The sequence below is a fragment of the Methyloceanibacter stevinii genome, assembly GCF_001723355.1.
Taxonomy (GTDB): Bacteria; Pseudomonadota; Alphaproteobacteria; order Rhizobiales; family Methyloligellaceae; genus Methyloceanibacter; species Methyloceanibacter stevinii.
Genome location: NZ_LPWE01000004.1, coordinates 132,267 through 155,117, shown reverse-complemented (window position 1 = coordinate 155,117; position 22,851 = coordinate 132,267). Strand labels below are relative to the sequence as shown.

The following is a 22,851-nucleotide window of genomic DNA, read 5'->3' as shown; positions in this document are numbered from 1 at the left end:
TGCAATGGCAATGCGGCTGGATGTTCTTGTCAGTCCCCCAAACATCTCCATGTCCTTCCCCCGTTTCTTGGCCGTTCCGCATGACACGTGAAAATAGCGAGTCGCGGAAATCTCCCCGCCTTTATACGTCGTGAGGCCGCGACGATAAATCGCGAAACAGCCAGTTCGGGCCGATTTTGAATCTCTTGTGACATTTTAGTCCCGGTCTTACCAAGTCTCGGCTCGCGCGCGCGCGTCTCCTATCGGCCGCTTAGGAAAGCCTTAACCCTAATGCCCTGAAAAATAACGGCTTGGGCGCTCGAAAGCCCGTGGTGGATTGGGGGGACGATATGGCAATCAAGCTATCCGAAATTGGCAGATCACAGGGAGAACAGGCAAATTTGCCTGCCAAGGAGCCCGGTGTCGCCAATGTCTGCGGGCACGCCGCCGAGCACATGGCCAAGGCCCGCATGGCCCTGGATGGCGAGTCGTTCGACGCGGGCCGCGCCCTCGAACATCTCGACGAAGCCATTTCCTGTCTGCAGGGGCTCTCGCGCCGGGGAAAGGCGCCAAAAGCCAAGGACGGCAACACCGTCGTGGCCTTCCAGCCCGCCAAGGACCGGCGCTCGGCTTAAGCCCGTTCGCCCCAGAATGCCGGCTCGGCCTGGGACAGCCGGCCGCCAAGGCGCACTGGCGCGATGGCCCGGGCAAGCCCTGTCGCGTCATCCACATCGATCGCGACGCCGCAGACCGTGGCGTCGCCCTTGGACGGCGCAAAACGGCGCGAGGGTATTTTGCTCAGGAAGCGGCTGATCGGCTCGTCCTTGTCCATGCCGAGCACCGAGTCGAAATCCCCGCACATACCGGCATCGCTCATATAAGCGGTCCCGCCCGACAGAATCTGATGGTCCGCCGTCGGGACATGGGTGTGCGTGCCGACGACGGCCGTCGCCCGGCCATCCACGAAATGCCCGAGCGCCTCCTTCTCGGATGTGGCCTCCGCGTGAAAATCGATGAAGATCACATCGGCGCCCGTCTTGAGCGGGCAGGCCGCGAGCTGGTCGTCGATGGCGCGGAACGGGTCGTCCAGGTCGCCCATGAACACGCGGCCCATGGCGTTGACCACCAGGACATCGGCGCCGTTGGCGGCCTTGAAGAGGCCCGCGCCCTTACCGGGCGTGCCGGCCGGGAAGTTGAGCGGGCGCAGCAGGCGGTCGTACCGCTCGATGAACACGAGCGCCTCGCGCTGGTCCCAGACATGGTTGCCGGTGGTGACCACATCGGCCCCGGCATCCAGCAACTCGTTGAGGATCGTCTCCGAAATACCGAACCCGCCGGCTGAGTTCTCGCCATTGACGACGACGAAGTCCGCGGCGTAGCGCTCGCGCAATTTCGGCAGGGTCTCGAGGACCGCCACACGCCCGGCACGGCCGACGACATCGCCTAGAAAGAGAAAACGCATGAAGACGGGCGCATCCGAGCTGATTTCATCCTGCGGGGGTCAATACAGAATTGTCGTGCGGGCCGCCACCCCGAGGAAGCAAAACCCTCCCGGTCGAGGGAGGGCAGCGCCAGCGGGAAGTCCCGCCAGTGGTTGCGGGCGGGCCGATCGGGAAATGGGGGCCGCGGTGGCCGTCGGAGCGAAGATCCCGGGTGTCCCTACTTAAGTAGGTGGGCGCCGAGTGACAGAGACCACGATCTCCGTCAGGGTCAACTCCCATGGAATCTTATAGGGCCCTGGAATAAATGCTCCTAACGCGCCCCGCAGCCCGGACCCATTATAATAGGGAGTGCAACGGCCTGGGAACAGGTGTCGGATAGACGCTGTCTCACCAAGCCCCACCGGCCACAGAGAACTAGCCCCGGGACCTAGTGTCCGCCGCCGGGATTTTCCGTGAGCCGTGAATTGAGGCCCTCGAGCCGCACGGCCGCTTCGCCGATCTTGGCGAAGAGCTGGGACTCGATCGACCGGGCGTTCTCATCCGATTCCGACTTGTCGCGCCGCGCCTCGGCGAGCTGCGCGCGCAAGTTCTCCACATCGGCCCGCAGCGCCCACAGCTCGTCCGTGACGACGAGGGCAGCCATGAGAATGAGACGGTCGTCGCCCACTTGGCCGAAATTCCGCCGCATCTCCTCCACATGTGCACCGATATACTCGGCAAGTTCCGCAAGGTGGCCTTCTTCGCCCTCGTTGCATTCCAGCCGGTAGGTCCGGCTGTTCAACGTCACAACGACTTGCCCCATATGCTGCTCCTAGCCTCCTGCCAGCCCGTCGCGGACCTACCCCTGCATCGCAGGGGCCATGTCCTTCAAAGCGCCCACGACAGCGTCGAGCCGGTCGGACACTTCCTGGTTCGCCGCCTTGAGGCGCCGCACGCGGGTGCGCTCGACCTCCAGATCGGCCAGAAGCTGGTCGCGCTCGTCGGTCAAAAACTTGACCTGTTCGCGCAGTTCCAGGATCTCCGCCGACTGGACCTGGCCCTGGTCGTCCGCAAGAACGCGGGCCAGATTTCCCTCAAGCGCGTCCAGCGCTGCATCAAAACGCGCGAGGGGGTCGCTTGGGTCCAATTTCATCATGGTTTGCGCCATCACGTTCGCCCTCCCAGCCAAGCGCCGTCGATTCTCGCGAAAGCCAGCTGTCTTAAAAGCCATGTTCTGCATATGGAACAGTCGGCTGGCGAAATAAGTGGTGACGCCATGTTCAATCGGAAACGGCGCGCCGACAAGCCTCTTCTCACGCAACCCTGTGCAAAGTTTGACAGTCCGGCGAGGCCTATGATTTGAGACAAGCCTCGCGACCCTTCTCCCCGCAACAATCGACACCCCTGCGCAGACGCCGATCATGTCCAAATTGAAGCCCCGATGCCGCCTTTACCTTCAGGTTGCAGCACCGTTCACAGCCAGGCAGAGCGAGCAACTTTCCCAGGCTTTATCGGAGCTTTCGCCCGCTTGCGTTCTGATCTGCGGCAGCGGCGAACCGCTTGACCCGGCCGTCCTCGACGGGCTGATCGACAAGATCCAAGGGGCCGGCGCCGCCTGCCTGATCGAAAGCAGCATCACCGCGGCCGAGGACCTTGGAGCGGACGGCGTCCACATCGCCGCGGACGAAGAAATTTATGCCGAAGCCCGCAAGACCCTGGGTGAAAGCGCCAATATCGGCGTGGCATGCGGCCTTGGCCGGCACGAGGCCATGGCCCTGGCCGAATCGGGCGCGGACTATGTGGCCTTCGCCGCCCCGGACGCGGACGACTTCGACGCGCTGTCGGACACGGTCGCGTGGTGGTCGGAAATATTCGTGGTGCCGTGCGTCGCCTGGGACATTGCGGATGTGCGCGAGGCCGTGGCTCTGACCGAGCGCGGCGTCGACTTCATCGCGCCCCCGTCCTCGATCTGGGACGGCGACGATCCCCTCGCGGTCTTGCGCGAGATCGACGCAGCCATTGGCAGTATTCGGAGAGAGGCATGAGGAAATTCCGTACCGGACTGGTCGCGCTGACGCTCGCTGCCATGGCCCTTACCGGCCTGGCGGTCACGGCCCACGCCGAAGAGAGCGCGGCCTATGTGGCCTTCGCCGCCGGCAAGTATCAGAAGGCCCTCGAGCTTGCGAAGAAGGAGGCCGAAGCAGGCTCCAAGGAAGCCTACACGCTGATGGGCGAGATGTACGCGGGCGGGCTCGGTGTCCCTCAAGACTACACTGAGGCCGCGAACGCCTATGCCCAGGGCGCCGATCTCGGCGACACCAACGCACAGCTTTCGCTCGGCCTCCTGACGGCCAAGGGGCTCGGCACGCCGAAAAACGCCCGTATCGCGGCCAACCTCTTCGAACAAGCGGCCAACAGCGGCAACCCCGCCGCCCAGTACAATCTCGCGCTGATGTACCTGCAAGGCGAGGGCCGCGAGGCCAGCGAGGCCAAGGCCGCGGAGTGGATGGAGAAGGCGGCCGAGAGCGGCAACGCCCAGGCCCAGTACGATCTTGGCGCCTTCTACCAATTCGGCCGCGGGGTCCCGCTCGACGAGAAGAAGGCCGCCGAGTGGACCGGCAAGGCTGCCGACGCCGGGCTGTCCCCGGCCCAGGTGGAATACGCCACGATGCTGTTCAAAGGCCGGGGCGTGGAGAAGGACGAGGAGAAGGGAGCCGCCCTGTTCTCTCTCGCGGCCAAACAGGGCAACCCCGTCGCCCAGAATCGCCTGGCGCGCTTTATGCCAACGGCCTCGTCTTCCCGCTCGACCTGGTGGAGGCGGCCAAGTGGCATCTGATCGCACGTGACGCCGGCGCAGTGACTTCACCCTCGACATCATGCTGACCAAGCTGACCCCGGAGCAGCGGGCCCAAGCCGACCGTTTCGTCGACGCCTATGAGGGCGCCACGGTCAGCGAAGTGAAACCGCTCGGCGAGCCGCAGCCTGCCGCCGCCCTTGACAGCGGCCAGGAGCAAAGTCTTAAACCCAGTCCAAGTTCACAGACGGTGAGCCCCCAGAACGCGGCCCCGGAGGGCGCGGCCGGCACGACACAGCCCAAATCGCAGACCACGACACACCCGAAAGGGACCCAATAGGCACACCATGAAGATCAACGGCAACGAGATCAGGCCCGGCAACGTCATCACGCACAAGAACGGCCTGTGGGTCGCGGTGAAGACCCAGGCTGTCAAACCCGGCAAGGGTCCCGCCTACGCGCAGGTCGAACTCAAGAACTTGATCGACGGCTCCAAGCTCAACGAACGCTTCCGCGCCTCCGAAACGGTGGAGCGGGTCCGCCTTGAGCAGAAGGACCACCAGTTCCTCTTTGCCGAGGGCGACATGCTGACCTTCATGGACCTTGAATCCTACGATCAGATTCAGATCGCCCGGGACCTTCTCGAGGACCGCGCCGCCTTTTTGCAGGACGGCATGACGGTGATGGTGGAAAGCCATGAAGGACGCCCCATCGGCGTCGCGCTTCCCGACCAGGTCACGCTTGAAATCGTCGAAGCGGACCCGGTCGTGAAGGGGCAGACCGCGGCCTCGTCCTACAAGCCGGCCATGCTCGAAAACGGCGTCCGCGTGATGGTGCCGCCGTTCATCGAGGCGGGCGAGAAAATCGTGGTCGATACGAACGAAGTCGCCTACGTCCGACGCGCCGACGCGTAAACACGCAGGCCCCGCCCGGTAATCGGGCCAACATCGCACGCTCAATAAGAGGCTTAAGGAGCCCCATGCCCGCATCCGCGTTGATGAACGTCATGACCGGCGCTGCCCGCAAGGCAGGCCGCAGCCTCGCCCGCGACTTCGGCGAGGTGGAGCATTTGCAGGTCTCCGTGAAAGGACCGGCGAATTTCGTTACCGCCGCGGATCTGCGCGCCGAGGAGATCATCTTCGCCGAACTCTCCCGCGCCCGGCCCGGTTACGGCTTTCTGATGGAAGAGCGCGGCGAGATCAAAGGGCCCGACGGCACTCACCGCTGGATCGTCGACCCGCTCGACGGCACCACCAACTTTCTGCATTCCATCCCGATCTTCGCCATTTCCATCGCCCTCGAACGCGACGGCGAGCTCGTCGCCGGGCTGATCTATAACCCGGTCATGAACGAGACCTTCACCGCCGAGAAGGGCCAAGGCGCCTTTCTCAACGACAAGCGCATTCGCGTGGCCGCACGTTCCGAACTCGCCACCTCGGTGATCGGCACGGGCATTCCCCATAGCGGACGCCCCGGGCACGAGCGCTTCCTTGGCGAAGTCGAGACGGTCATGGGAACGAGTGCCGGCGTCCGCCGCACGGGCTCGGCGGCCCTCGACCTCGCCTGGACCGCCGCAGGGAGGTTCGACGGGTTCTGGGAGAACAACCTGCACGCTTGGGACATGGCGGCCGGCATCGTCATGGTGAAAGAGGCCGGCGGCTACGTCACCGACACGAACGGCAAGGACAAGATCTTCGAAACCGGCGGCGTCGTCGCGGGCAATGAGACGATCCACATGAAGCTCCTGAAGCTTCTGAAGGCCGCGAATGCCAAGGCCCCCTCGCCTGCGAAAGCCGGCTAGCGCGGCTTCAAGCCTGCCGGCATGTAGAATTGCTAGGTCTGCCGGGCGGAACTCCGCCTTTAGCTTGCCGTTTTGCCTGTCAAACTAATCGGGTACTCTCGGTTTTGAGTGAAACTTGCGCGAATCGCGCGAGCCCTTCGAGCACAGGATGCATGGCTGGACGCCATACAAGGACCCCAGCAAAGACCAATGGCACGCAAGACCTATCGGACTAAGCTCTCGCGCCCGCAGATCTTTCTATGGCGTATGTCGCTGTTTCTGGTTCTCGCCGTCCTGCTCGCGATCATCCTCGATGGTCAGACCGGCCAGCTCCGGATCAGCTTCATGGCCAATCCGGGCCTGAACGGGCTCATCATCGGCGTGCTGATCGTCGGCTGCGTCTATGCCTTCCGCCAGGTGCTGCGGCTCTATCGGGAAATCAACTGGGTCAATAATTTCAGCATCACGGATGCGAGCACGACCAAGACCAATCCGCCCGTGCTGCTCCTGCCCATGGCGACCATGCTGCGCGACACGACGGGGAATCTGAGCCTCGAAACCGGATCGGCACGGACATTGCTGGATTCGGTCGCCTCGCGCCTGGACGAACAGCGCGAGACCACGCGCTACCTCGTCGGGCTCCTCGTGTTTCTCGGACTGCTCGGCACGTTCTGGGGCCTTTTGACCACCGTCAGTTCCGTGGGCAATACGATCGGCGCGCTGGATACCAGCGGCGGCGAAAGCGTGATGCTGTTCGATCAGTTGAAAGAAGGCCTCGCCGGACCCCTCTCCGGCATGGGCATCGCCTTCTCGTCCTCACTGTTCGGCCTCGCCGGCTCGCTCATTCTCGGCTTCCTCGACCTGCAGGCCGGCCATGCCCAGAGCCGCTTCTACAACGAACTCGAAGACTGGCTCGCCAACGTCACCGAGCTCCAGACCACAGATCCCGGCGACAGTGTGCCGCCGCAGTTGCGCTACGCGCTGATGGATATGCAGCGCTCGATTTCGGACCTCGGCGACCGCGTCGGCCAGGGAGGCCAGACCGAAGCCGCCGTACACGACCTCGCCCAAGGGGTCGACAAGCTGATCCGCCAGATGCGCGCCGAGCAGAAGGTCGTGCGCGAATGGGCCGACGAGCAGGCCCAGCAGCAGCAGGAGATCGCCACCGTCCTGCGCCAGGTCGCGGCCAAGCCCAAGGCGCCTACCGGCCAATGAGCGCGACGGGGCAGATCATGCACGCGAGGAAACGATAGATGGCTCTCGCCCGCGGCCGCCGCAGCCAATATCAGACCAATCTCTGGCCGGGCTTCGTGGACATGCTCTCCACGCTGCTGCTCGTGGTGATCTTCCTGATGTCGCTCTTCATGGTGACGAACTACATCATCACCCAGGCGTCGAGCGGCAAGGACACGATGCTGTCGCGTCTCAACCGTCAGCTTGCCGAATTGACCGAGCTTCTCGCCCTTGAGCGGTCGCAAAAGGATTCCGCCGAAGACAATCTCGCCGCGCTGCAGGCGACGCTCCTCGATACCCAGGCCCAGAACAAGCGCCTGACCGGCCTGCTCGGCGATGCGAGCGGCGCCTCGGACGATGCGGAAGGACGCATCGCCGCGCTCGGGACGCAGCTCGACGAGCAGCGCAACATCACAAATGACGCGCTCGCCAAGGTGGAACTGCTCAATCAGCAACTGGCCGCCTTGCGCCTCCAGCTCGCCGCGCTGAACGAGGCGCTTGAAGCCTCCGAAGCCAAGGATCAGGAGAGCCAGGAGACGATCGCCAATCTTGGCGAACGCCTCAACGTGGCGCTCGCCAGGAAGGCGCGCGAACTGGCGCAATACCGTTCGAACTTCTTCGGCGAGTTGCGCAAGACGCTGGGACAGCGCAAGGACTTCAGGATCGTCGGCGACCGCTTCGTGTTCCCCTCGGACGTACTGTTCGATCCAGGCTCGGCGACGCTGAAAACGAGCGCCTACGGCCAGCTCAATAACCTCGCCACGGCATTGAAAGAGATCGAGGGCAACATTCCCACCAACATCCCCTGGGTCATGCGCGTGGACGGACATACGGACATCACGCCGATCTCCTCGTCCACCTTCCCTTCGAACTGGGAACTGTCGGCGGCGCGCGCCATCTCGGTGGTGCGCTATCTCATGGCGCGCGGTATCGCACCCGAGCATCTCGTCGCGGCCGGCTTCGGCGAATTTCAGCCCATCGACAGCGGCAACAGCCCGACGGCGCTGGCCCGCAACCGCCGCATCGAGCTCAAGCTGACGGAACGGTAGGCCCTACTCGGCTGCGTCGGGTGCGAATTGCAGCGAGGCGAGCCGCGCATACAGCCCGCTCTTCGCGATCAGCTGCTGATGCGTGCCCTCTTCCACGAGTTCGCCCCGGTCGAAGACCAGAATGCGATCCGCATTCACCACCGTGGAAAGACGGTGGGCGATAACGAGCGTCGTGCGTCCGTCCATCACCTTGTCCAGCGCCTTCTGCACCAGGGTCTCGTTGGTGGTATCGAGCGCGCTCGTGGCCTCGTCCAGCAGGAGGATCGGCGCATCGCGCAGCACCGCCCGCGCAATGGCGATGCGCTGACGCTGGCCGCCCGATAGCGTGACGCCGCCCTCCCCGAGCTGCGTCTGGTAGCCTTCCGGCAATTCGGCGATGAAGCCGTGCGCGAACGCGGCCCTAGCCGCCGCCTCGATCTGGGCCCGTGTCGCCGTCTCCGCCCCATAGGCGATATTGGCGGCGACCGTGTCGGCGAAGAGCGCCGTCTCCTGCGGCACCATGGCGAAGCGCGACCGCAGATCGTGCAAATCCGCCATGTCCACCGGCACGTCGTCCACGCGGACCGTGCCCGATTTCGGATCGTAGAAGCGCAAGAGCAGCGCGAAGATGGTGGTCTTGCCCGCGCCTGACGGTCCGACGAGAGCGACGCGCTCGCCTGGCCTTACCGTGAAGCTCACCCCGTCCAAGGCTGCAATGTCGGGCCGCAGCGGATAGGCGAAAGACACGTCGTCAAATGCGATCTCACCGCGCCCTGGTTCGGGCATCGGCGTCGGATGGGGCGGCGACTGGATCTCGGATTCCGCCTCGAGCAACTCGCCGAGCCGTTCGGCGGCGCCCGCGGCTTGCGCGACTTCGCCCCAGACGTCGCTGAGCCCGCCGACAGCGGCGGCGGCGAAGACCGCATACAGCACGAATTGGCCGAGCGTGCCCCCGGACATCGAGCCGGACAGCACGTCCTGCGCGCCGTACCACAGAACGCCCACGACGGACAGAAAGACCAAGAACATGGCGATCGCCGTCAACCCGGCCCGGGCCTTGGCCCGGTCGTTGGCGGCCTCGAAGGCCCGGTCCATGGCGCGGCGGAAGCGGCTCGTGGCGGCGCGCTCATTGGTGAAGGCCTGCAGCACTTTCACTTGGCCGAGGCTTTCGCTGGCATAGGCCGAGGCCTCAGCCAAAGTGTCCTGGGCGTAGCGCGAGCGGGCCCGCACGGACCGGCCATAAGCGACGAGGGGCAAAACGATCAGCGGAATGGCGATGAGAACCGCCAGCGACAGTTTGGGGCTCGTCACGATCATCATCGCGACGGATCCGACGACCAGCAGCAGGTTCCGCATCGCCTGGGACACGGCGGTCCCGGCGGCAGCTTTGACCTGGGTCGTGTCCGCCGTCAGCCGCGACATCACTTCGCCGGAGTGGGACACTTCATAGAAGGCGGGGCTGAGGCCCGTGAGATGCTTGAAGACATCGGTGCGGATGTCCGCCACCACCCGCTCGCCGAGCCAGTTCACGCAGTAGAACCGTGCCGCGCTTGCGATCGCGAGCAGCGCGCCGACGCCGACAAGCGTGCCGAAATAGACATCCACCAGCTCGGGCTCGATGCCCGAAAAGCCGAGGTCGATCATCCGGCGCAGCGCGAGCGGCAGCGCCAGCATCGCCCCCGCCGCCACGACCAGGGAGACGAGCGCGGCCAAGAGCATGCCTTTGTGGCGCAGGAGATAAGGCTTGAGCTGCCCTAGAGGCCGCAGGGACACGCGCTTTGGTTTCCCGGTCTCTTCAGGCTCCAAGGCGGCTTCCGCGGACGTCGGGGCGGAGGATGGCGCGGGCGTCCCCGCAGGCTTCAACGGAACAGGTTGCAACAGAAATACCCAGCAGAACTTTGGTCCGGCGTCCGAAATGGCGCCAGTTCGGGGCGACTTTAAGCGGCTTGTCACCGCGCGCAAAGCCCCAGATACACCCCAAATCTCCGGGACATAAGCGCAAAGTTAAGCTGCGCGCGGCGGCTGAGCAGTCAAACCGGCGGCGAAACCGCGCCTAGTCGGCGGCTGGCGCTGCAAAAACCACGTCCTGATCGGCATTGTCGATCAGGTCGATCGTCGCGGACGCGGCCCCCTTCGGCAGGCGGATTTCCGTCTTGGAACCGAGCCGCAGCCGCAGCACGCCGTCGGTCAGGACGCCGGACCGGGACCAGGGCTCGTAATAGCTCTTGAGGACGCCGATCTCCTCCGCGCTCTGGGTTACCGTCTCCCCGCTGTCGAGCTTGAAGGTGATGCTGCGCACATAGGCGCCGTTGGTCGAGGCGCCCGCGTTCACGTAGAGAATGGCCGCGTCCGGCTGCGGCGCCGGTTCCGCCACGATGCGGTAGGCCTCGACGCCGGTGCGCCGCTCCAGATGGGCGATCCCGAAATAGTAGTCGTAGAACCCGACCGTGAAGATCACGGACGCCACCGTCAGCGCGATGGCCACGCCCTTGGTGAAGACGCCCCGGAGCGGATCGATGCCGACCACGTTGTCGAGGGAGTAGAGGCCGGGCCCGTAGAGCATGACGCTGACCGAGATCGCGAAGCCCAGCGCCGCCATGGTCCATTCGTCGAGGCATTCGAAACCCTGCCAGCCGAAAATGAGCATGAGCGCGATATTCAGAAGGGCCGCACCGACCGCCGACAGGCGCGTCAGGAAGCCGAAAATGAGCCCCAGTCCCGCGAGCGCCTCGCCGATGGTCATGGCGTAGGTGGCGAACTCGGCCAGCCCCGGCCGCGCCAGCACGAAATGGACCAACCCCTCGATCGGCGAGCCCGGCGCCGCCGCCACGAGCTTGTTCGCCACGTCCTTGGCACTGTCGATGTCGAGCTTGGCGGGGACGTTGTAGAAGCGCCGCCAGGCGGCGGAAAGGAAGACAAACCCCATGGAAATCGCGGAGGCCCGCAAGGCGAGCTGCTTCACATCCGCGAAACGATCATCCGTCTGGTCCATCCTTGTCCCTCTGGTTCCCAAGTGCATCCCGGCAATTCGGTACTAGAGCCCGGTTTTCCCGAATTCCAGTCACGAACGCGCGATCTTCGACGATGCCGCAGATGCTTGCTCTACCGGCGGTTCCGCGCTATAGGCTGCGGCCAATTCCGCTAGGACAACGATGATGCGACGCGGAGCCGCCCGGCAAGCCGGGGTGGCCCGAACAGACAAGGTTTTGAGCCATGAAGAAGGATATTCACCCCGATTACCACCAGATCAAGGTGGTCATGACGGACGGCACGGAGTTCCTCACCTACTCGACCTATGGCGCCGAGGGTGACACGCTGAAGCTGGACATCGATCCCAAGACCCACCCGGCCTGGACCGGCGGCGGTCAGCACCTGATCGACCGTGGCGGCCGCCTCTCGCGCTTCAAGAAGAAGTACGAAGGCTTCATCAAGTAGGATCTGGGACCCAAATCCCACGAAGAAAAAGCCGGCCTCTCAAGGCCGGCTTTTTTGTTGCCTGCGCCCCGGCAGGTGCCGGCTGTTCGCCGCCGTCTCCCAAAATTCCGAGGTTTGCGCGCCACACTAGGTTGGCACGATCCGCGTAGAGTGTCGCGTTGTTCACCGCTATGGTTCGCTAAGTCCGCATGGTCCCTTAGAACAGGCCAAACACGGGAGGTATCAATGTTGAAGCGACTGGCAATCAGCATGGCTGTGGCCGCTCTGGCGTCGGCAAACGCGATGGCAGAAGAAACCATCGACACCCGAGTCGGACCGCTGACCTTCACCCACGACTTCGAGAACGGTTATCCGTCCAAGGAAACACAGCAGAAGCTGTTCGATGAGATGGATTTCCAGCGGGCGACCCAAGCCTATATCTGGGCCATCCCGATCGTCAGCTTCGCGCAGTGGCAGAAAGCACATGAGGAGACCTTCGGCGCGAGTTCGGGCGACATCGTCCTCTACCGCGACACGCAGGACAAATACGGACTTCTGACCGCCAACACGACGACTCCGTATGCGCTGAGCTTCATCAACCTCGAAGAGACCGGCCCGATCGTCATCGATATGCCCGACGCGGACGTCCGCGGGGCCACGCACTCCATGTGGCAGATCGGAATCACGCAGATGACGGAGCCGGGGCGCTATGTCTTTTATGCGCCCGGAACGGAAGCCCCGAAGGTCGAGGGCGCCAAGGTCTTTGAAACTCCCACGAACAGCATCTTTTTCGGTATCCGCCTTCTCGCCAAGGACAAGGATCAGCAGGCGAAGGACCTTGCCGGGATTCAGATCTACCCGCTCTCCGAAATCGACGACGAGCACGAGACCAAGGTCACCGAAGTCAATCACAAGAAATGGCAGGGCTGGCAGCCGCGCGGGATCGGCTATTTCGAAGTGCTAGCAGACATCCTTGGACGCGAGCCGGTGGCGGAGCGGGACCGCTTCTTCATGGCCATGCTGAAGCCGCTTGGCCTCGAAAAGGGCAAGCCATTCGCGCCCGACGAACGTCAAAAGAAAATTCTGACCGAGGCGGTTCTCGTCGGAGAGGCAATGGCCAAGGCCAATGACTTCTTCAATCCCCGGCTGGAGCAGTCGCACTATGCCGACGGGTCTGCTTGGGAGATCGCAACGACGTCGCCGGTGGACCAGCGCTGGGAGAACTACGACGCACTCGATGGGCGCGCCGCTTGGTTCTACGAGGCCGTGACCAACGACACGGCCATGCAGTCGAAGACGCCGGGCCAGGGGCAAATCTATCTCGGGACGTATCGCGACTCAGATGGGGAGTGGTTGGACGGCGGCGAGAACTACACGTTGACCGTTCCCGCCGACGTGCCGGCGGCCGAGTTCTGGTCTCTCACGGTCTACGACGTGTCGACGCGCGCGCGATCGTCAACGAGCAGGTCGTCGCCGACAAGTCGTCGCGCATGGATCTCGACGTGAACGACGACGGCTCGGTAACGCTCTACATGGGGCCGGATGAACCCGAGGCGGGCACGACGAATTGGATTCCCACCGTGCCGGGCAAGGCGTGGTTCCCGTACTTCCGCTTCTACTCGCCGACCGAAGCCTATTTCGACCGGTCGTGGTTGCTGCCCGACATCGAAAAAGTAGGTTAAGGGCACAGACACAGTCGTCAGCTGGCGTCCGCTTCAAGAAGAAGTACGAAGGCTTCATCCAGTAGGATCTGGGACCCGAATCCCACGCAAAAAGCCAGCCCTTCGGGAGCCGGCTTTTTTGTTGTCTGCGCTCGAGCGCCCCAGGAGCGGCGACACCCCGCTTCCCCCGATGAGACGCAAGCTGTTACGGGATCCGGCTGCCGCGCTCCGTCTTGATAGAAATTTCCGTCTGTAATTTGCGCGCCCACGGTGGTGTCCTTTTCACCAGACTGGCGGGCCCTATCCGACCTGATCCCTTCAAGAACCCGCTGCGCCGGTCATGGGAGGAAAGTGATGAGGCACTTCACGGCAATCGTGGGTCTGCTCGTGGCGACGTTCGCTGCGCCGGGAATAGCGTGGGCGCAGGACACGGAAGCGGCGAGCAAGAAACCCAATATTCTAGTGATTTGGGGAGACGACATCGGCTGGCAGAACGTGAGCGCCTACGGCATGGGCACCATGGGCTACACGACGCCGAACATCGACAGCATCGGCAACGAAGGCATCAAGTTCACCGACCACTACGCTCAGCCCTCCTGCACCGCCGGCCGCGCGGCGTTCATCACCGGTCAGTATCCAATTCGCTCCGGCATGACGACGGTGGGGCAACCCGGCGATGCGCTTGGCTTGCAAGCGGCTTCTCCCAGTCTCGCCGAGGTCCTCAAGTCGGCGGGCTACCGGACCGGCCATTTCGGCAAGAACCATCTCGGTGATCGCAACGAGCACCTGCCGACGGTCCACGGATTCGATGAGTTCTTCGGCAACCTCTACCACCTCAACACCCAGGAAGAGTCCGAGCAGCGCGACTACCAGCGTTTCGGTGAGGCCTATGCCGGCAGTCTCGAAGATTACGAGAAGAAATTCGGCACCCGCGGCGTCATCCACTCGTTTGCGAGCGACACGGACGACCCGACGGAAGATCCCCGCTTCGGCCGCGTTGGCAAACAGACCATCGAAGACACCGGACCTCTAACCCAGGAGCGCATGAAGAATTTCGACGAAGGGGAAGTCATTCCCAAGGCGCTCGACTTCATGACGAGTTCGAAAGAGGAAGGGAAACCGTTCTTCATCTGGCTGAACACAAGCCGGATGCATCTCTACACGCGGCTGAACGACAAATGGCGCTACGCGGCCGAGGAGTACACGAGCGAAGCCGACTATCACGGCAGCGGAATGCTCCAGCACGACCACGACATAGGCCTGGTGCTCGACTTCCTCAAGCAGCAGGGTCTCGATGACAACACCATCGTCTGGTACTCGACCGACAACGGCCCGGAACATTCCTCATGGCCGCACGGCGCGACAACGCCCTTCCGCGGCGAGAAGATGACGACCTACGAAGGCGGCGTCCGCGTGATCTCAATGCTGCGTTGGCCTGGCACCATCGCGCCCGGGCAGGTGCTCAATGGCATCCAGAGTCACCAGGACATGTTCACGAGCTTCGCGGCAGCCGCAGGGGTGCCCGACATCGTGGAGCAAATGGAAACGGAGAAGAAGCAATACATCGACGGGGTCGACAATCTCTCCTACTGGACAGGCAAGTCGCCCAAATCCGCGCGGACACATATCTTCTATTATTACGAGAGCAAGCTGATGGCCGTTCGCATGGGGCCGTGGAAGTTTCACTTCTCGACGAAGGAGGACTACTACGCAAACGTCATCCCTCGAACGGTTCCGCTTGTTTTCAACATCCGCATGGACCCGTTCGAATCCTATTTCAGTAAGGACTCCTACGGACACCTCATGCAGAAGGTCTCGTGGCTAATCCAGCCGATGGGCGAACTGATGGCCCAGCATCTGCAGACCCTTGCGGAATACCCGCCCGTGCAAGGCGGCAAATCCTTCGACATGTCGAATGTGGTGGAGGAGTTCGTCAACAAGGCTAAGCAATAGACGAGACGATGCGTCCACCTCGACGACTGGGTTTCGGCGCCCTGAGACGCGCTGCCCTGATCAATTTAGGCGTCCGAGGCAAGCCCGTGGACACTGCCACGCGATCAATCCTCGTCGTTGTCGGCCCCGTGGTGCTTTTCGCTGAGGATAAAAGCCAACTCATCGCGCATGATGCGATTCAGCTCGTCGATATGCTTGGCTGCTCTGGCAAGGACGTCCCGAGCCTCCTCGTTGGAGGGAACGCGATCCGGCGATGCCAACAGCTCCGTATACCGCCTATGAAGCGCGCTATTCACCATCATCATTTTGGCCAGCAATGTGGCCTGCAAGGTCACAAGCTCTTCGAAGCTCAGCATGTCGGGAGAGGAATGGGCGAGACGTTCGTCTCGAAGTAGATGTGTCCACCAGTTCAACTCGACTCTCCTTCAGAACGGCGCCATCGCGCATTTCGAGGCGATGTGGAGATGCGGTACGCGTTTGAGCCGCCTGCCGACACTTTACCAAGTGTGGAGCGTGAAGGCCCGGTTCCTCTGTAAACCGGGCCTTCCGCTTGCGTCAGCGCCGTCCGCCCCTCGCCCATTCCAGCATCGAGCCACGTGAAGCGTCCGGACCGAAAACGGCCCGCGGGACGCTTGGCAGGACAGGTCTTATGTTATAACGTCACGCACTATTGTTATGATATAACACAAAAATGCGTGGGGGCAGTTATGGTTCAGGGGCCAAACAGGGGCATCGCGCTCCTGTGCGTATTTCCGTGTGGATTGGCAGTCGGTATGGGCGCGGCCACCGCGCAAGAAGCCGGGGAGGTTCAAGATGTCTATGAACTCCCCGCGATCGAAATCACGACGGCGAGTCCGGTAGAGAAGCCGAAAAAAGCTTCGAGCGGCGCCTCGGGCGCCTCTAGAGCGCCAAGCCCTGCGCGCAGAAGCACGCGGCCCGCCAGCCCTTCGAGACCCAGCACGCAAACGTCGAGCCGTTCGCGCACACCGGCGCAGCCCGCGCCCGTACAGACCGACGAAGTCTCGACATCGATATCCCGGCCGGCATTTCGATCGTGAGCGGGGCGGACAGCTTCGTTCCCGTGACGGTCGCGACCGAGAGGGAGATCCTTGCGAACCCCGGCGCGACGATCACCGACAGCTTGCAGAACAAGCCCGGCATCTCCGGCACGACCTTTGCGCCGGGCGCCAACAGGCCCATCATCCGCGGCCTCGACAGCTATCGCGTCCGCATCCAGGAGAACGGCATCGGAAGCCACGACGTATCGGCCATCTCCGAAGATCACGCGATCCCGATCGACCCCTCGGACGCCGACAAGATCGAAGTCGTCCGCGGTCCCTCGACCTTGCGCTACGGCTCCCAAGCGATCGGCGGCGTGGTGTCCGTCGAGAACCAGCGCATTCCGACGTACCTTCCCGAACATGGCTTCTCGGGCATGATCAAGGGCGGCGGCAACACCGTGGACGCGGGCGGCGACGGCGCCTTCAGCGTGACCGGCGGCTCAAATGGCATCGTGCTTCATGCCGACGGCTTCATTCGCGACTACGAAGACTACGAGACGCCGCTCGGCGAAGAGCTGAACAGCTTCGTGAACAGCAAGGGCGGCTCGGCGGGTATCTCCCACGTCTGGGACGACGGCTTCATCGGCGTGTCCTACGCGCGCTTCGAGAGCCTGTACGGCATTCCCGGCGAAGAGGCGGAGGAAGGCTTCTTGCCGCGGATCGATCTCGTGCAGGACAAGGTTCTCGTGAAAGGCGAGTGGCGGCCGGAATCGTCCGGCATCGAGGCCGTCCGCTTCTGGTTCGGCGCGTCCGACTACGCTCATGACGAGCTCGAGCGGCATAGCGCGGCCGGTCACGATCACGAGGAGGAAGAGCACGGTCACGACGAACATGAAGAACACGAGGAGCACGAGGAAGAAGAGGCTGGCGATTTCGAGATCGGCTCGGTCTTCACCAACGAGCAGCAGGAAGCCCGCATGGAGATCCAGCATTCGCCCGTGATGAGCCGCTACGGCGAGGTGCGCGGGGCGGTCGGCGTTCATTGGGATCATGCCGATACGGCAGGCTTGAGCTACGAAGGCGATTCACTCCTCGAGCCTGCGGACACCGAGAGCATCGCCGGGTTCTGGTTCGAAGAACTCGAAGCGTCCGACCGGTGGCGTTTCCAAACCGCGCTGCGGGTCGAGAGTGCCAGCGTCGACGGCTTCGGCTATTCCAGCATCGCCGATCCCGAAGCACCCGTGACCTACAGAGGCGATCGCACGTTCGTACCCGTGAGCGGCGGACTTGGCGCGCTGTACGACCTTGGCAACAACACGGTCTTGCGGCTGAACGGTCAAGCCGTCGAGCGCGCACCGGCAGCGGCGGAGCTCTTTTCGAAAGGCGCGCACCACGCAAGCAACACGTTCGAGATCGGCAATCCCTTCCTCAACGAGGAAAAGGCCCAAACGATCGAGCTGGGCTTGAAGCGGCCGGTCGGCAAGTTCCGCTACGACGCCAGCGGCTACTACACCAACTACGATGGCTTCATTTACCGGGAGCTCACGGGCCTTACCTGTGGCGTCGATCTCGATTCATGCGAACGGGAAGATCACGACGAACACCACGAAGACGGCCACGAGGAAGAAGGCCACGGCCACAGCTTCGACCAAGTGCTGTTCAAACAGCGCAACGCCGTGTTCTACGGCGTCGAGCTGCTCGGCGAGTACGATGTCGGGTCGGTTTGGCGCGGTGTCTGGGGCATCGACGGTCAATACGACTTCGTTCATGCCCGGTTCGACGACGGCGAATATGTGCCGCGCATGCCGCCGCACCGCCTTGGGGGCGGCATCTACTATCGGGACAGCAACTGGTTCGCACGCGTCGGCCTGCTGCACGCCTTCGAGCAGAACCAAGTCGCCCCGGAAGAGCCGACGACCCCCGGCTACACGCTGCTCAACGCCGAATTGAGCTATGTGGTCGCGAGCGCAGGGCCGGGCGTTCTTGCCCCAACGATGCGGATCGGCGTGAAAGGCGATAACCTCCTGGACGAGAAGGTGCTGAACTCTGCCTCCTTCAAGCGGCGTGAGAACGTGCTGGAACCAGGCGCGAATGTCCGCTTTTTTGGAAGCATGCGGTTCTGACACTTCGGGAGGATCAGGAGGAACAATGTCATGACCGAGACCAATGTCGAAGCGCACAAGGACCATCTGCGCTACGAGCAGGACCATCTGAAATGGTCGGCGGACCACATGCGTGCGCTGGCAATTCTCAAGCGCGTGGAGGCTCACATCTTCACCCATGAGGCCGAAATCGCTGCGCACCGCGCGGAAATCGCATCCCACGAAGAGACCATCGAGCATGGCGATGCTCACGCGCCGACACCCTCGGAAGGGAAGCACAGGAAGATGGGCCATACCCACGCGGCGTCCGGTCAGAACCACGACCGCCTCCTGACCGCGATCGCCGACCTCGAAAAGTTTCTTTGAGGGCGCGAAGGCTTCATCGCGTAGAATTTGGGGCAACGTCCCAGGCAAAAAGCCGGCTCTTCGGGAGCCGGCTTTTTTGTTGGTGGCAACGCCAACGACTATGCTTGCCATGATCCCACCGAAGGATGATTCGACGGCGCGGCTCGTGGCCGCCCTCACAACGAGAGGAGGCCTCCGATGCGCCTGAAGAAAGTGCCGAACTTCGGCGTCTTGCTACTCATTTTGTGCCTCTTGATCGTCGTTGCGCCGATCGCCACGAGTCCCGCCACGGCCTTCGGCATCGAGCTGCTTTTCAATGTCGTCTTCATTGCCGGCGCCTATTGGTTGGCACGGGGAGACAGCACGCGGTGGGTCTATCTCTGCTTGACGCTGGCGGCTCTCATCACACGTTGGGGAGCCCTTCTGACAGGGGCCCAATGGCTGCAAGTGACGTCGGCCACGGTCACCCTGGCCTGGTTCGCTCTCAGCATCGCGCTGATCTTTGGCGAACTGGCCCGGCGGCGTGACGTCGACGCCAACACGATCATGGGTGCCGTTGTCGCGTATCTGCTCCTGGCCGTCGCGTTCGCGTATCTGTACGGCATCATCGAACACATCCAGCCCGGATCGTTCGCCGGGCTTCCGGCGAACACCGATCGCGCGCACTTGGGCGACGCGCTCATCTATTTCAGCCTCGTGACCCTGACCACCGTGGGATGTGGGGACATCGTGGCCGTGTCGGGCCCTGCCCGGCCGCTGGCGGGATTGGAAGCAGCCTGCGGGACGCTTTACGTCGCCGTCATGATCGCTCGGCTCGTCGCGATCGAGGTTGCCGCCAGGATTCGCGGCGAAGACGGGCGCTGAACAGGCGATACTGCGCCTGGACGAGGCCCTCTGGTGGCACCGTTGCCATACGTAGGACAAGCCCGCAGTGCTCACATGGCGCGCCGGCCAATTCCTTGACCGAAGGTCGCCAGCGGGAAACTTTGCATTGCATGGCGGCGCGAACGGACCAAGTACGTTAGACTAGCGTGCCACTGCATCGGCACGTTCCTCCAATTGGAAGAAAATCATGCGCCTGCGACTGGGTTGCCGCCTCAGCTACCGGCTAACTGCGCCTACCCCGATGATCCTGCTCTTGTGCGTGCACTACTCACGCACGAGCGACCTTGAGCGGCCTGATCTGCTGACCACCAGCCCCGCGGTGCCCATCGAAAGCTATCGGGACGGCTTCGGCAACTGGTGCAATCGGCTGACCGCGTCCGCAGGCGAATTCTGTGTGTCGACCGACGGCATTATTCGCGATGCGGGCCTGCCTGACGAAAAGGACCCAACCGCCGAGCAGCACGCTGTCGAGCGGTTGCCGAGTGAGGTGCTGACCTTCCTCCTCGCGAGCCGCTATTGTGAGACTGATATTCTGTCTGACTTCGCGTGGCAGCAATTTGGGCAGGAGCCTCTCGGCTGGATGCGAGTACAGGCGGTCTGCGACTTCGTGCACAACCGTATCCGGTTTGGGTACGAGTTTTCCCGAGCCACGCGCACCGCGGTGGAAACACTGAACGAAGGAGTCGGCGTCTGCCGCGACTTCACCCATCTGGCGATCACGCTTTGCCGCTGCCTCAATATACCGGCGCGATACTGCACTGGATATGTCAGCGATGCCGGACAACCGCCGCCCTATCCGCCGATGGACTTTGCGGCCTGGATGGAGGTCTACCTCGCGGGACGGTGGTGGGTATTCGACCCGCGCAATAACGACGTTCGCTTGGGCCGAGTCCTCATCGCAAGAGGCCGTGACGCGGCCGATGTGCCGTTGACACACAGCTTCGGCCAGCACGAGCTGGTTGACTTCAACGTCTGGATTGATCACGCAGACGGCAGTGCGATTTAGTAAGATCCGCCAATTTCAAGACAAAGCAGCCGTTGCCCGAGGCAGCCCCGCGCACGACATCTTGTGGTTTTCGCCAAATGCGCCTATATAAGGCGATCGACATTTGGCCGGACAATTGGCCGTAGCGCTCAGGCGCACGTTTCAGACCCTCCCAAACATCGACAATCTCGCTTCGAGACGCGCCTTTGCGCGTCTTCAGGCACGACTGCATACACTTGGACGAAAGGAACCCCGATGAATACGGGAACCGTTAAGTTTTACAACGCCACTCGTGGCTTCGGCTTTATCGCGCCCGCCGATGGCGGCAATGACGTGTTCGTACACGCCACTGCGCTGGAGCGCGCCGGCATCACGCACCTGACCGAAGGTCAGAGCGTCACATTCGACACTGAGGTCGATCGCCGCAGCGGTAAGACCGCTGTGAGCACCATTGAGGCCGCATAGTCTTTTCAGACTAACGCCTTAGTGAATTAGAGCCGTCCCTTCGGGGGCGGCTCGTTAGCTTTGCCCGAACCTGTCCATTGGACTCCGAACCGACACAAAGGTCCGATATGAGAACGTCACTGACCACGCGCATGACAGCTGCCAAGCGTAGTGCCGAGTTCGTTCGCAGCCAAAGCCAACAGCGCCATGACAACTTGATGCGCGATCAGGAACGGGAACGCGAAGCGACCGCCAATAAGACCGCCCGCCTGCGCGAGCTTCGACTAGCGAAGGAAGCTTCCGAGAAGGAAGAGGCGGCTCTGAAGCCTGCGCCGGCCAAGCGCCCCAGACCGCGCCGATCGAAGCAAACGTGATCGAGATTCAATAAAGACGCCGAGGTGCAGATGGCTAAGCCAAACTACAATTTTCAGAAAGCAGAGCGAGAGCGAGCGAAGACTCGGAAGAAGCAGGAAAAGCTCAAGCGGCTTGAGGAAGAGACGGCCAAGCGCCAAGCGGAGCGCGTCGGTGAGACCGATCCGGATACCTCTACCGATGCAGGTGAACCCTAACCCGAAACGGCAGGCCATCGCGTTTGTCCCAGCCTGAAAGGCGCCCAACGCTTCCTTTCGCCCTGGCAGCACAGTCCGTGAATGGCCGTTGCAGTTTCGATTCCAGTCTTGGAGGAACCGTGGAACACCCTGGCTTTTTTGACCGCGGGAACCCCGTCTCACTCAGATGCGTCGCCGACGCGGTCGGCGGTGAGTTGAATAGTGCCGACGATGGCCTAGCTGAAGTCGATGACTTGCGCGCCTTGAACGACGCGTCCGCCACGCACCTCACATTTTGTACCGGTCCCAAATACGCCAAGGATCTCTTCGCCACCAAGGCGCGGGCCTGTCTCATCAAACCCTCCGACGTCAGCCTCGTTCCCGCAGACGTCGTCCCGATTATCACCGACGCCCCCCATCGCGCCTTTGCCATGGCGATAGGGCTTCTCTATCCCTCGTCGCTCCACCCCGAGGAGGACTCGCCGCACGCGACCATCGGCGGCCCGCTGGTGCACCCGACCGCCAAGATTGGCGAGGGTGTCACGATCGGGCCCGGGGCCGTTATCGGGCGCGAGGCGAAAATCGGTGCCGGCACCACGATTGCAGCGGGGGCCGTGGTTGGCTACCGCGTGTTCATTGGAGCCGACTGCTTTGTGGGTCCTGGTGCGTCCGTAACACATGCCTTGGTCGGCAATAGAGTCACGCTTCATGCCGGTTCTCGCGTCGGCCAGGACGGTTTTGGCTACGTCATGAGCCCGGAAGGGCATTTCAAGATCCCGCAAATTGGACGGGTCGTCATTGGCGATGGCGTCGACCTTGGCGCCAACTCGACAGTCGATCGGGGCTTCCTCACGGACACGAAGATCGGTGAAGGAACCAAGATCGATAACCTCGTTCAGATCGCCCACAACGTGGTGATAGGACGCCACTGCATCATCATCTCCCAAACGGGAATTGCGGGATCGGCCCAACTTGGCGACTTCGTGATCCTGGGAGCCCAGTCCGGCGTGGTGGAACACGTCAAGATCGGCGATGGCGCGCTGATTGCCGGCATGGCCCATGTGAAGGACGATGTGCCGAGTGGGGCCCGGATGGGTGGAACGCCGGCCCGTCCGTTCAACGAATGGGCACGCGAGATTGCCGCCGTGAGACGGCTGGGCAAGAAGCGCCAACAGTTGGACGGATCGAGCCCCCTGTAGAGTGGGAGTGCGCTCACAGGTCGATTAGGTTTTGCGGGTGCCCGTCCGGCCAAAATCCCACAGACCCGCCGCGACGTCT

27 protein-coding genes and 1 other RNA gene are annotated in these 22,851 nt (G+C 62.8%); 20 read left to right on the top strand and 8 right to left on the bottom strand.

The genetic code is table 11. The features are described 5' to 3' along the window. Nucleotides 1-329 precede the first annotated feature (329 nt). Nucleotides 330-614, top strand: a complete 285-nt coding sequence (locus tag AUC70_RS17025; RefSeq protein ID WP_069443562.1) for a hypothetical protein — start codon at nucleotides 330-332, stop codon at nucleotides 612-614. Here AUC70_RS17025 and AUC70_RS03200 read toward each other — a convergent pair. The 4 genes from AUC70_RS03200 to AUC70_RS17020 form a co-directional block, all read right to left on the bottom strand. Beyond that, nucleotides 611-1,441, bottom strand: coding sequence for a TIGR00282 family metallophosphoesterase (locus AUC70_RS03200; RefSeq protein WP_069443561.1), 831 nt, complete (start codon nucleotides 1,439-1,441; stop codon nucleotides 611-613). The genes AUC70_RS17025 and AUC70_RS03200 overlap by 4 nt on opposite strands. 154 nt (nucleotides 1,442-1,595) lie before the next feature. Further along, nucleotides 1,596-1,753: non-coding RNA, 6S RNA (gene ssrS, locus AUC70_RS03195), on the bottom strand. Nucleotides 1,754-1,848: 95 nt separating this feature from the next. Next, nucleotides 1,849-2,223 (bottom strand): cell division protein ZapA, encoded by a 375-nt coding sequence (locus AUC70_RS03190; RefSeq protein WP_069443560.1) that lies wholly within the window; start codon nucleotides 2,221-2,223, stop codon nucleotides 1,849-1,851. Nucleotides 2,224-2,259: 36 nt separating this feature from the next. Continuing rightward, the gene (locus AUC70_RS17020) at nucleotides 2,260-2,556 is read right to left on the bottom strand and encodes a DUF4164 family protein (protein WP_158007346.1); all 297 of its coding nucleotides are present in this window, start codon (nucleotides 2,554-2,556) and stop codon (nucleotides 2,260-2,262) included. Between the two features lie 265 nt (nucleotides 2,557-2,821). On the opposite strand from AUC70_RS17020, the gene AUC70_RS03180 reads away from it, so the two are divergent. From AUC70_RS03180 to AUC70_RS03150, 7 genes are all read left to right on the top strand, one after another. Further along, nucleotides 2,822-3,445 carry a thiamine phosphate synthase gene (locus AUC70_RS03180; protein ID WP_069443558.1) on the top strand — a complete coding sequence of 208 codons (624 nt, stop codon included), beginning with the start codon at nucleotides 2,822-2,824 and terminating at the stop codon, nucleotides 3,443-3,445. Beyond that, nucleotides 3,442-4,236 carry a tetratricopeptide repeat protein gene (locus AUC70_RS03175; RefSeq protein ID WP_069443557.1) on the top strand — a complete coding sequence of 265 codons (795 nt, stop codon included), beginning with the start codon at nucleotides 3,442-3,444 and terminating at the stop codon, nucleotides 4,234-4,236. Before AUC70_RS03180 ends, AUC70_RS03175 begins: the two co-directional genes overlap by 4 nt. A 40-nt stretch (nucleotides 4,237-4,276) precedes the next feature. Then, complete coding sequence (locus AUC70_RS03170) at nucleotides 4,277-4,534, top strand: hypothetical protein (RefSeq protein ID WP_069443556.1); 258 nt, start codon at nucleotides 4,277-4,279, stop codon at nucleotides 4,532-4,534. A gap of 7 nt (nucleotides 4,535-4,541) precedes the next feature. Continuing rightward, nucleotides 4,542-5,108: an elongation factor P gene (gene efp / locus AUC70_RS03165; protein WP_069443555.1), complete on the top strand. Its 567-nt coding sequence runs from the start codon at nucleotides 4,542-4,544 to the stop codon at nucleotides 5,106-5,108. A 65-nt stretch (nucleotides 5,109-5,173) separates the two neighbouring features. Then, nucleotides 5,174-5,995, top strand: a complete 822-nt coding sequence (locus AUC70_RS03160) for an inositol monophosphatase family protein (RefSeq protein WP_069443554.1) — start codon at nucleotides 5,174-5,176, stop codon at nucleotides 5,993-5,995. Nucleotides 5,996-6,184: 189 nt separating this feature from the next. Further along, nucleotides 6,185-7,189 (top strand): flagellar motor protein MotA, encoded by a 1,005-nt coding sequence (locus AUC70_RS03155; RefSeq protein ID WP_069443553.1) that lies wholly within the window; start codon nucleotides 6,185-6,187, stop codon nucleotides 7,187-7,189. A gap of 38 nt (nucleotides 7,190-7,227) precedes the next feature. Continuing rightward, nucleotides 7,228-8,256, top strand: a complete 1,029-nt coding sequence (locus tag AUC70_RS03150) for a peptidoglycan -binding protein (RefSeq protein ID WP_069443552.1) — start codon at nucleotides 7,228-7,230, stop codon at nucleotides 8,254-8,256. A 3-nt stretch (nucleotides 8,257-8,259) separates the two neighbouring features. Here AUC70_RS03150 and AUC70_RS03145 read toward each other — a convergent pair whose 3' ends face one another. Both AUC70_RS03145 and AUC70_RS03140 read right to left on the bottom strand, forming a co-directional pair. Beyond that, nucleotides 8,260-10,041, bottom strand: coding sequence for an ABC transporter transmembrane domain-containing protein (locus AUC70_RS03145; RefSeq protein ID WP_141701923.1), 1,782 nt, complete (start codon nucleotides 10,039-10,041; stop codon nucleotides 8,260-8,262). A 247-nt stretch (nucleotides 10,042-10,288) separates the two neighbouring features. After that, a complete protein-coding gene (locus AUC70_RS03140) occupies nucleotides 10,289-11,227 on the bottom strand; it encodes a TQO small subunit DoxD (RefSeq protein ID WP_069443550.1) in 939 nt (312 codons plus the stop codon). Nucleotides 11,228-11,448: 221 nt separating this feature from the next. Here AUC70_RS03140 and rpmE point away from each other — a divergent pair, with 221 nt between their 5' ends. The 4 genes from rpmE to AUC70_RS03120 all read left to right on the top strand — a co-directional run bounded on the left by rpmE (nucleotide 11,449) and on the right by AUC70_RS03120 (nucleotide 15,263). Beyond that, nucleotides 11,449-11,670, top strand: a complete 222-nt coding sequence (gene rpmE, locus AUC70_RS03135) for a 50S ribosomal protein L31 (protein WP_069443549.1) — start codon at nucleotides 11,449-11,451, stop codon at nucleotides 11,668-11,670. A gap of 225 nt (nucleotides 11,671-11,895) precedes the next feature. Then, the gene (locus AUC70_RS03130) at nucleotides 11,896-13,155 is read left to right on the top strand and encodes a DUF1254 domain-containing protein (RefSeq protein WP_083241212.1); all 1,260 of its coding nucleotides are present in this window, start codon (nucleotides 11,896-11,898) and stop codon (nucleotides 13,153-13,155) included. After that, nucleotides 13,140-13,331 (top strand): DUF1214 domain-containing protein, encoded by a 192-nt coding sequence (locus AUC70_RS03125; RefSeq protein WP_069443547.1) that lies wholly within the window; start codon nucleotides 13,140-13,142, stop codon nucleotides 13,329-13,331. The genes AUC70_RS03130 and AUC70_RS03125 overlap by 16 nt, the downstream gene beginning before the upstream one ends. A gap of 333 nt (nucleotides 13,332-13,664) precedes the next feature. Continuing rightward, complete coding sequence (locus AUC70_RS03120) at nucleotides 13,665-15,263, top strand: arylsulfatase (protein ID WP_083241211.1); 1,599 nt, start codon at nucleotides 13,665-13,667, stop codon at nucleotides 15,261-15,263. 104 nt (nucleotides 15,264-15,367) lie between these two features. On the opposite strand, the gene AUC70_RS03115 is transcribed toward AUC70_RS03120, so the two are convergent. After that, nucleotides 15,368-15,676, bottom strand: a complete 309-nt coding sequence (locus AUC70_RS03115) for a hypothetical protein (RefSeq protein WP_141701922.1) — start codon at nucleotides 15,674-15,676, stop codon at nucleotides 15,368-15,370. Nucleotides 15,677-16,080: 404 nt separating this feature from the next. Next, nucleotides 16,081-16,248 carry a hypothetical protein gene (locus AUC70_RS17015; protein ID WP_158007345.1) on the bottom strand — a complete coding sequence of 56 codons (168 nt, stop codon included), beginning with the start codon at nucleotides 16,246-16,248 and terminating at the stop codon, nucleotides 16,081-16,083. 69 nt (nucleotides 16,249-16,317) lie between these two features. Here AUC70_RS17015 and AUC70_RS03110 point away from each other — a divergent pair, with 69 nt between their 5' ends. From AUC70_RS03110 to lpxD, 8 genes are all read left to right on the top strand, one after another. Further along, nucleotides 16,318-18,387, top strand: coding sequence for a TonB-dependent receptor (locus AUC70_RS03110; protein ID WP_069443545.1), 2,070 nt, complete (start codon nucleotides 16,318-16,320; stop codon nucleotides 18,385-18,387). A 30-nt stretch (nucleotides 18,388-18,417) separates the two neighbouring features. Continuing rightward, nucleotides 18,418-18,732: a hypothetical protein gene (locus AUC70_RS03105; RefSeq protein ID WP_069443544.1), complete on the top strand. Its 315-nt coding sequence runs from the start codon at nucleotides 18,418-18,420 to the stop codon at nucleotides 18,730-18,732. A gap of 177 nt (nucleotides 18,733-18,909) precedes the next feature. Beyond that, nucleotides 18,910-19,575, top strand: a complete 666-nt coding sequence (locus tag AUC70_RS03100; RefSeq protein WP_069443543.1) for an ion channel — start codon at nucleotides 18,910-18,912, stop codon at nucleotides 19,573-19,575. Between the two features lie 208 nt (nucleotides 19,576-19,783). After that, nucleotides 19,784-20,602, top strand: a complete 819-nt coding sequence (locus AUC70_RS03095) for a transglutaminase-like domain-containing protein (protein WP_069443542.1) — start codon at nucleotides 19,784-19,786, stop codon at nucleotides 20,600-20,602. A gap of 234 nt (nucleotides 20,603-20,836) precedes the next feature. Beyond that, nucleotides 20,837-21,046: a cold-shock protein gene (locus tag AUC70_RS03090; protein WP_069443541.1), complete on the top strand. Its 210-nt coding sequence runs from the start codon at nucleotides 20,837-20,839 to the stop codon at nucleotides 21,044-21,046. Nucleotides 21,047-21,153: 107 nt separating this feature from the next. Next, entirely contained in the window at nucleotides 21,154-21,399 is a 246-nt protein-coding gene (locus tag AUC70_RS03085) for a hypothetical protein (RefSeq protein WP_069443540.1), read from the top strand. A gap of 30 nt (nucleotides 21,400-21,429) precedes the next feature. Further along, complete coding sequence (locus tag AUC70_RS17345) at nucleotides 21,430-21,594, top strand: hypothetical protein (RefSeq protein WP_193427301.1); 165 nt, start codon at nucleotides 21,430-21,432, stop codon at nucleotides 21,592-21,594. Between the two features lie 77 nt (nucleotides 21,595-21,671). Next, nucleotides 21,672-22,772, top strand: coding sequence for a UDP-3-O-(3-hydroxymyristoyl)glucosamine N-acyltransferase (lpxD, locus tag AUC70_RS03080; protein WP_342021947.1), 1,101 nt, complete (start codon nucleotides 21,672-21,674; stop codon nucleotides 22,770-22,772). The last annotated feature ends 79 nt before the right edge of the window (nucleotides 22,773-22,851 follow it).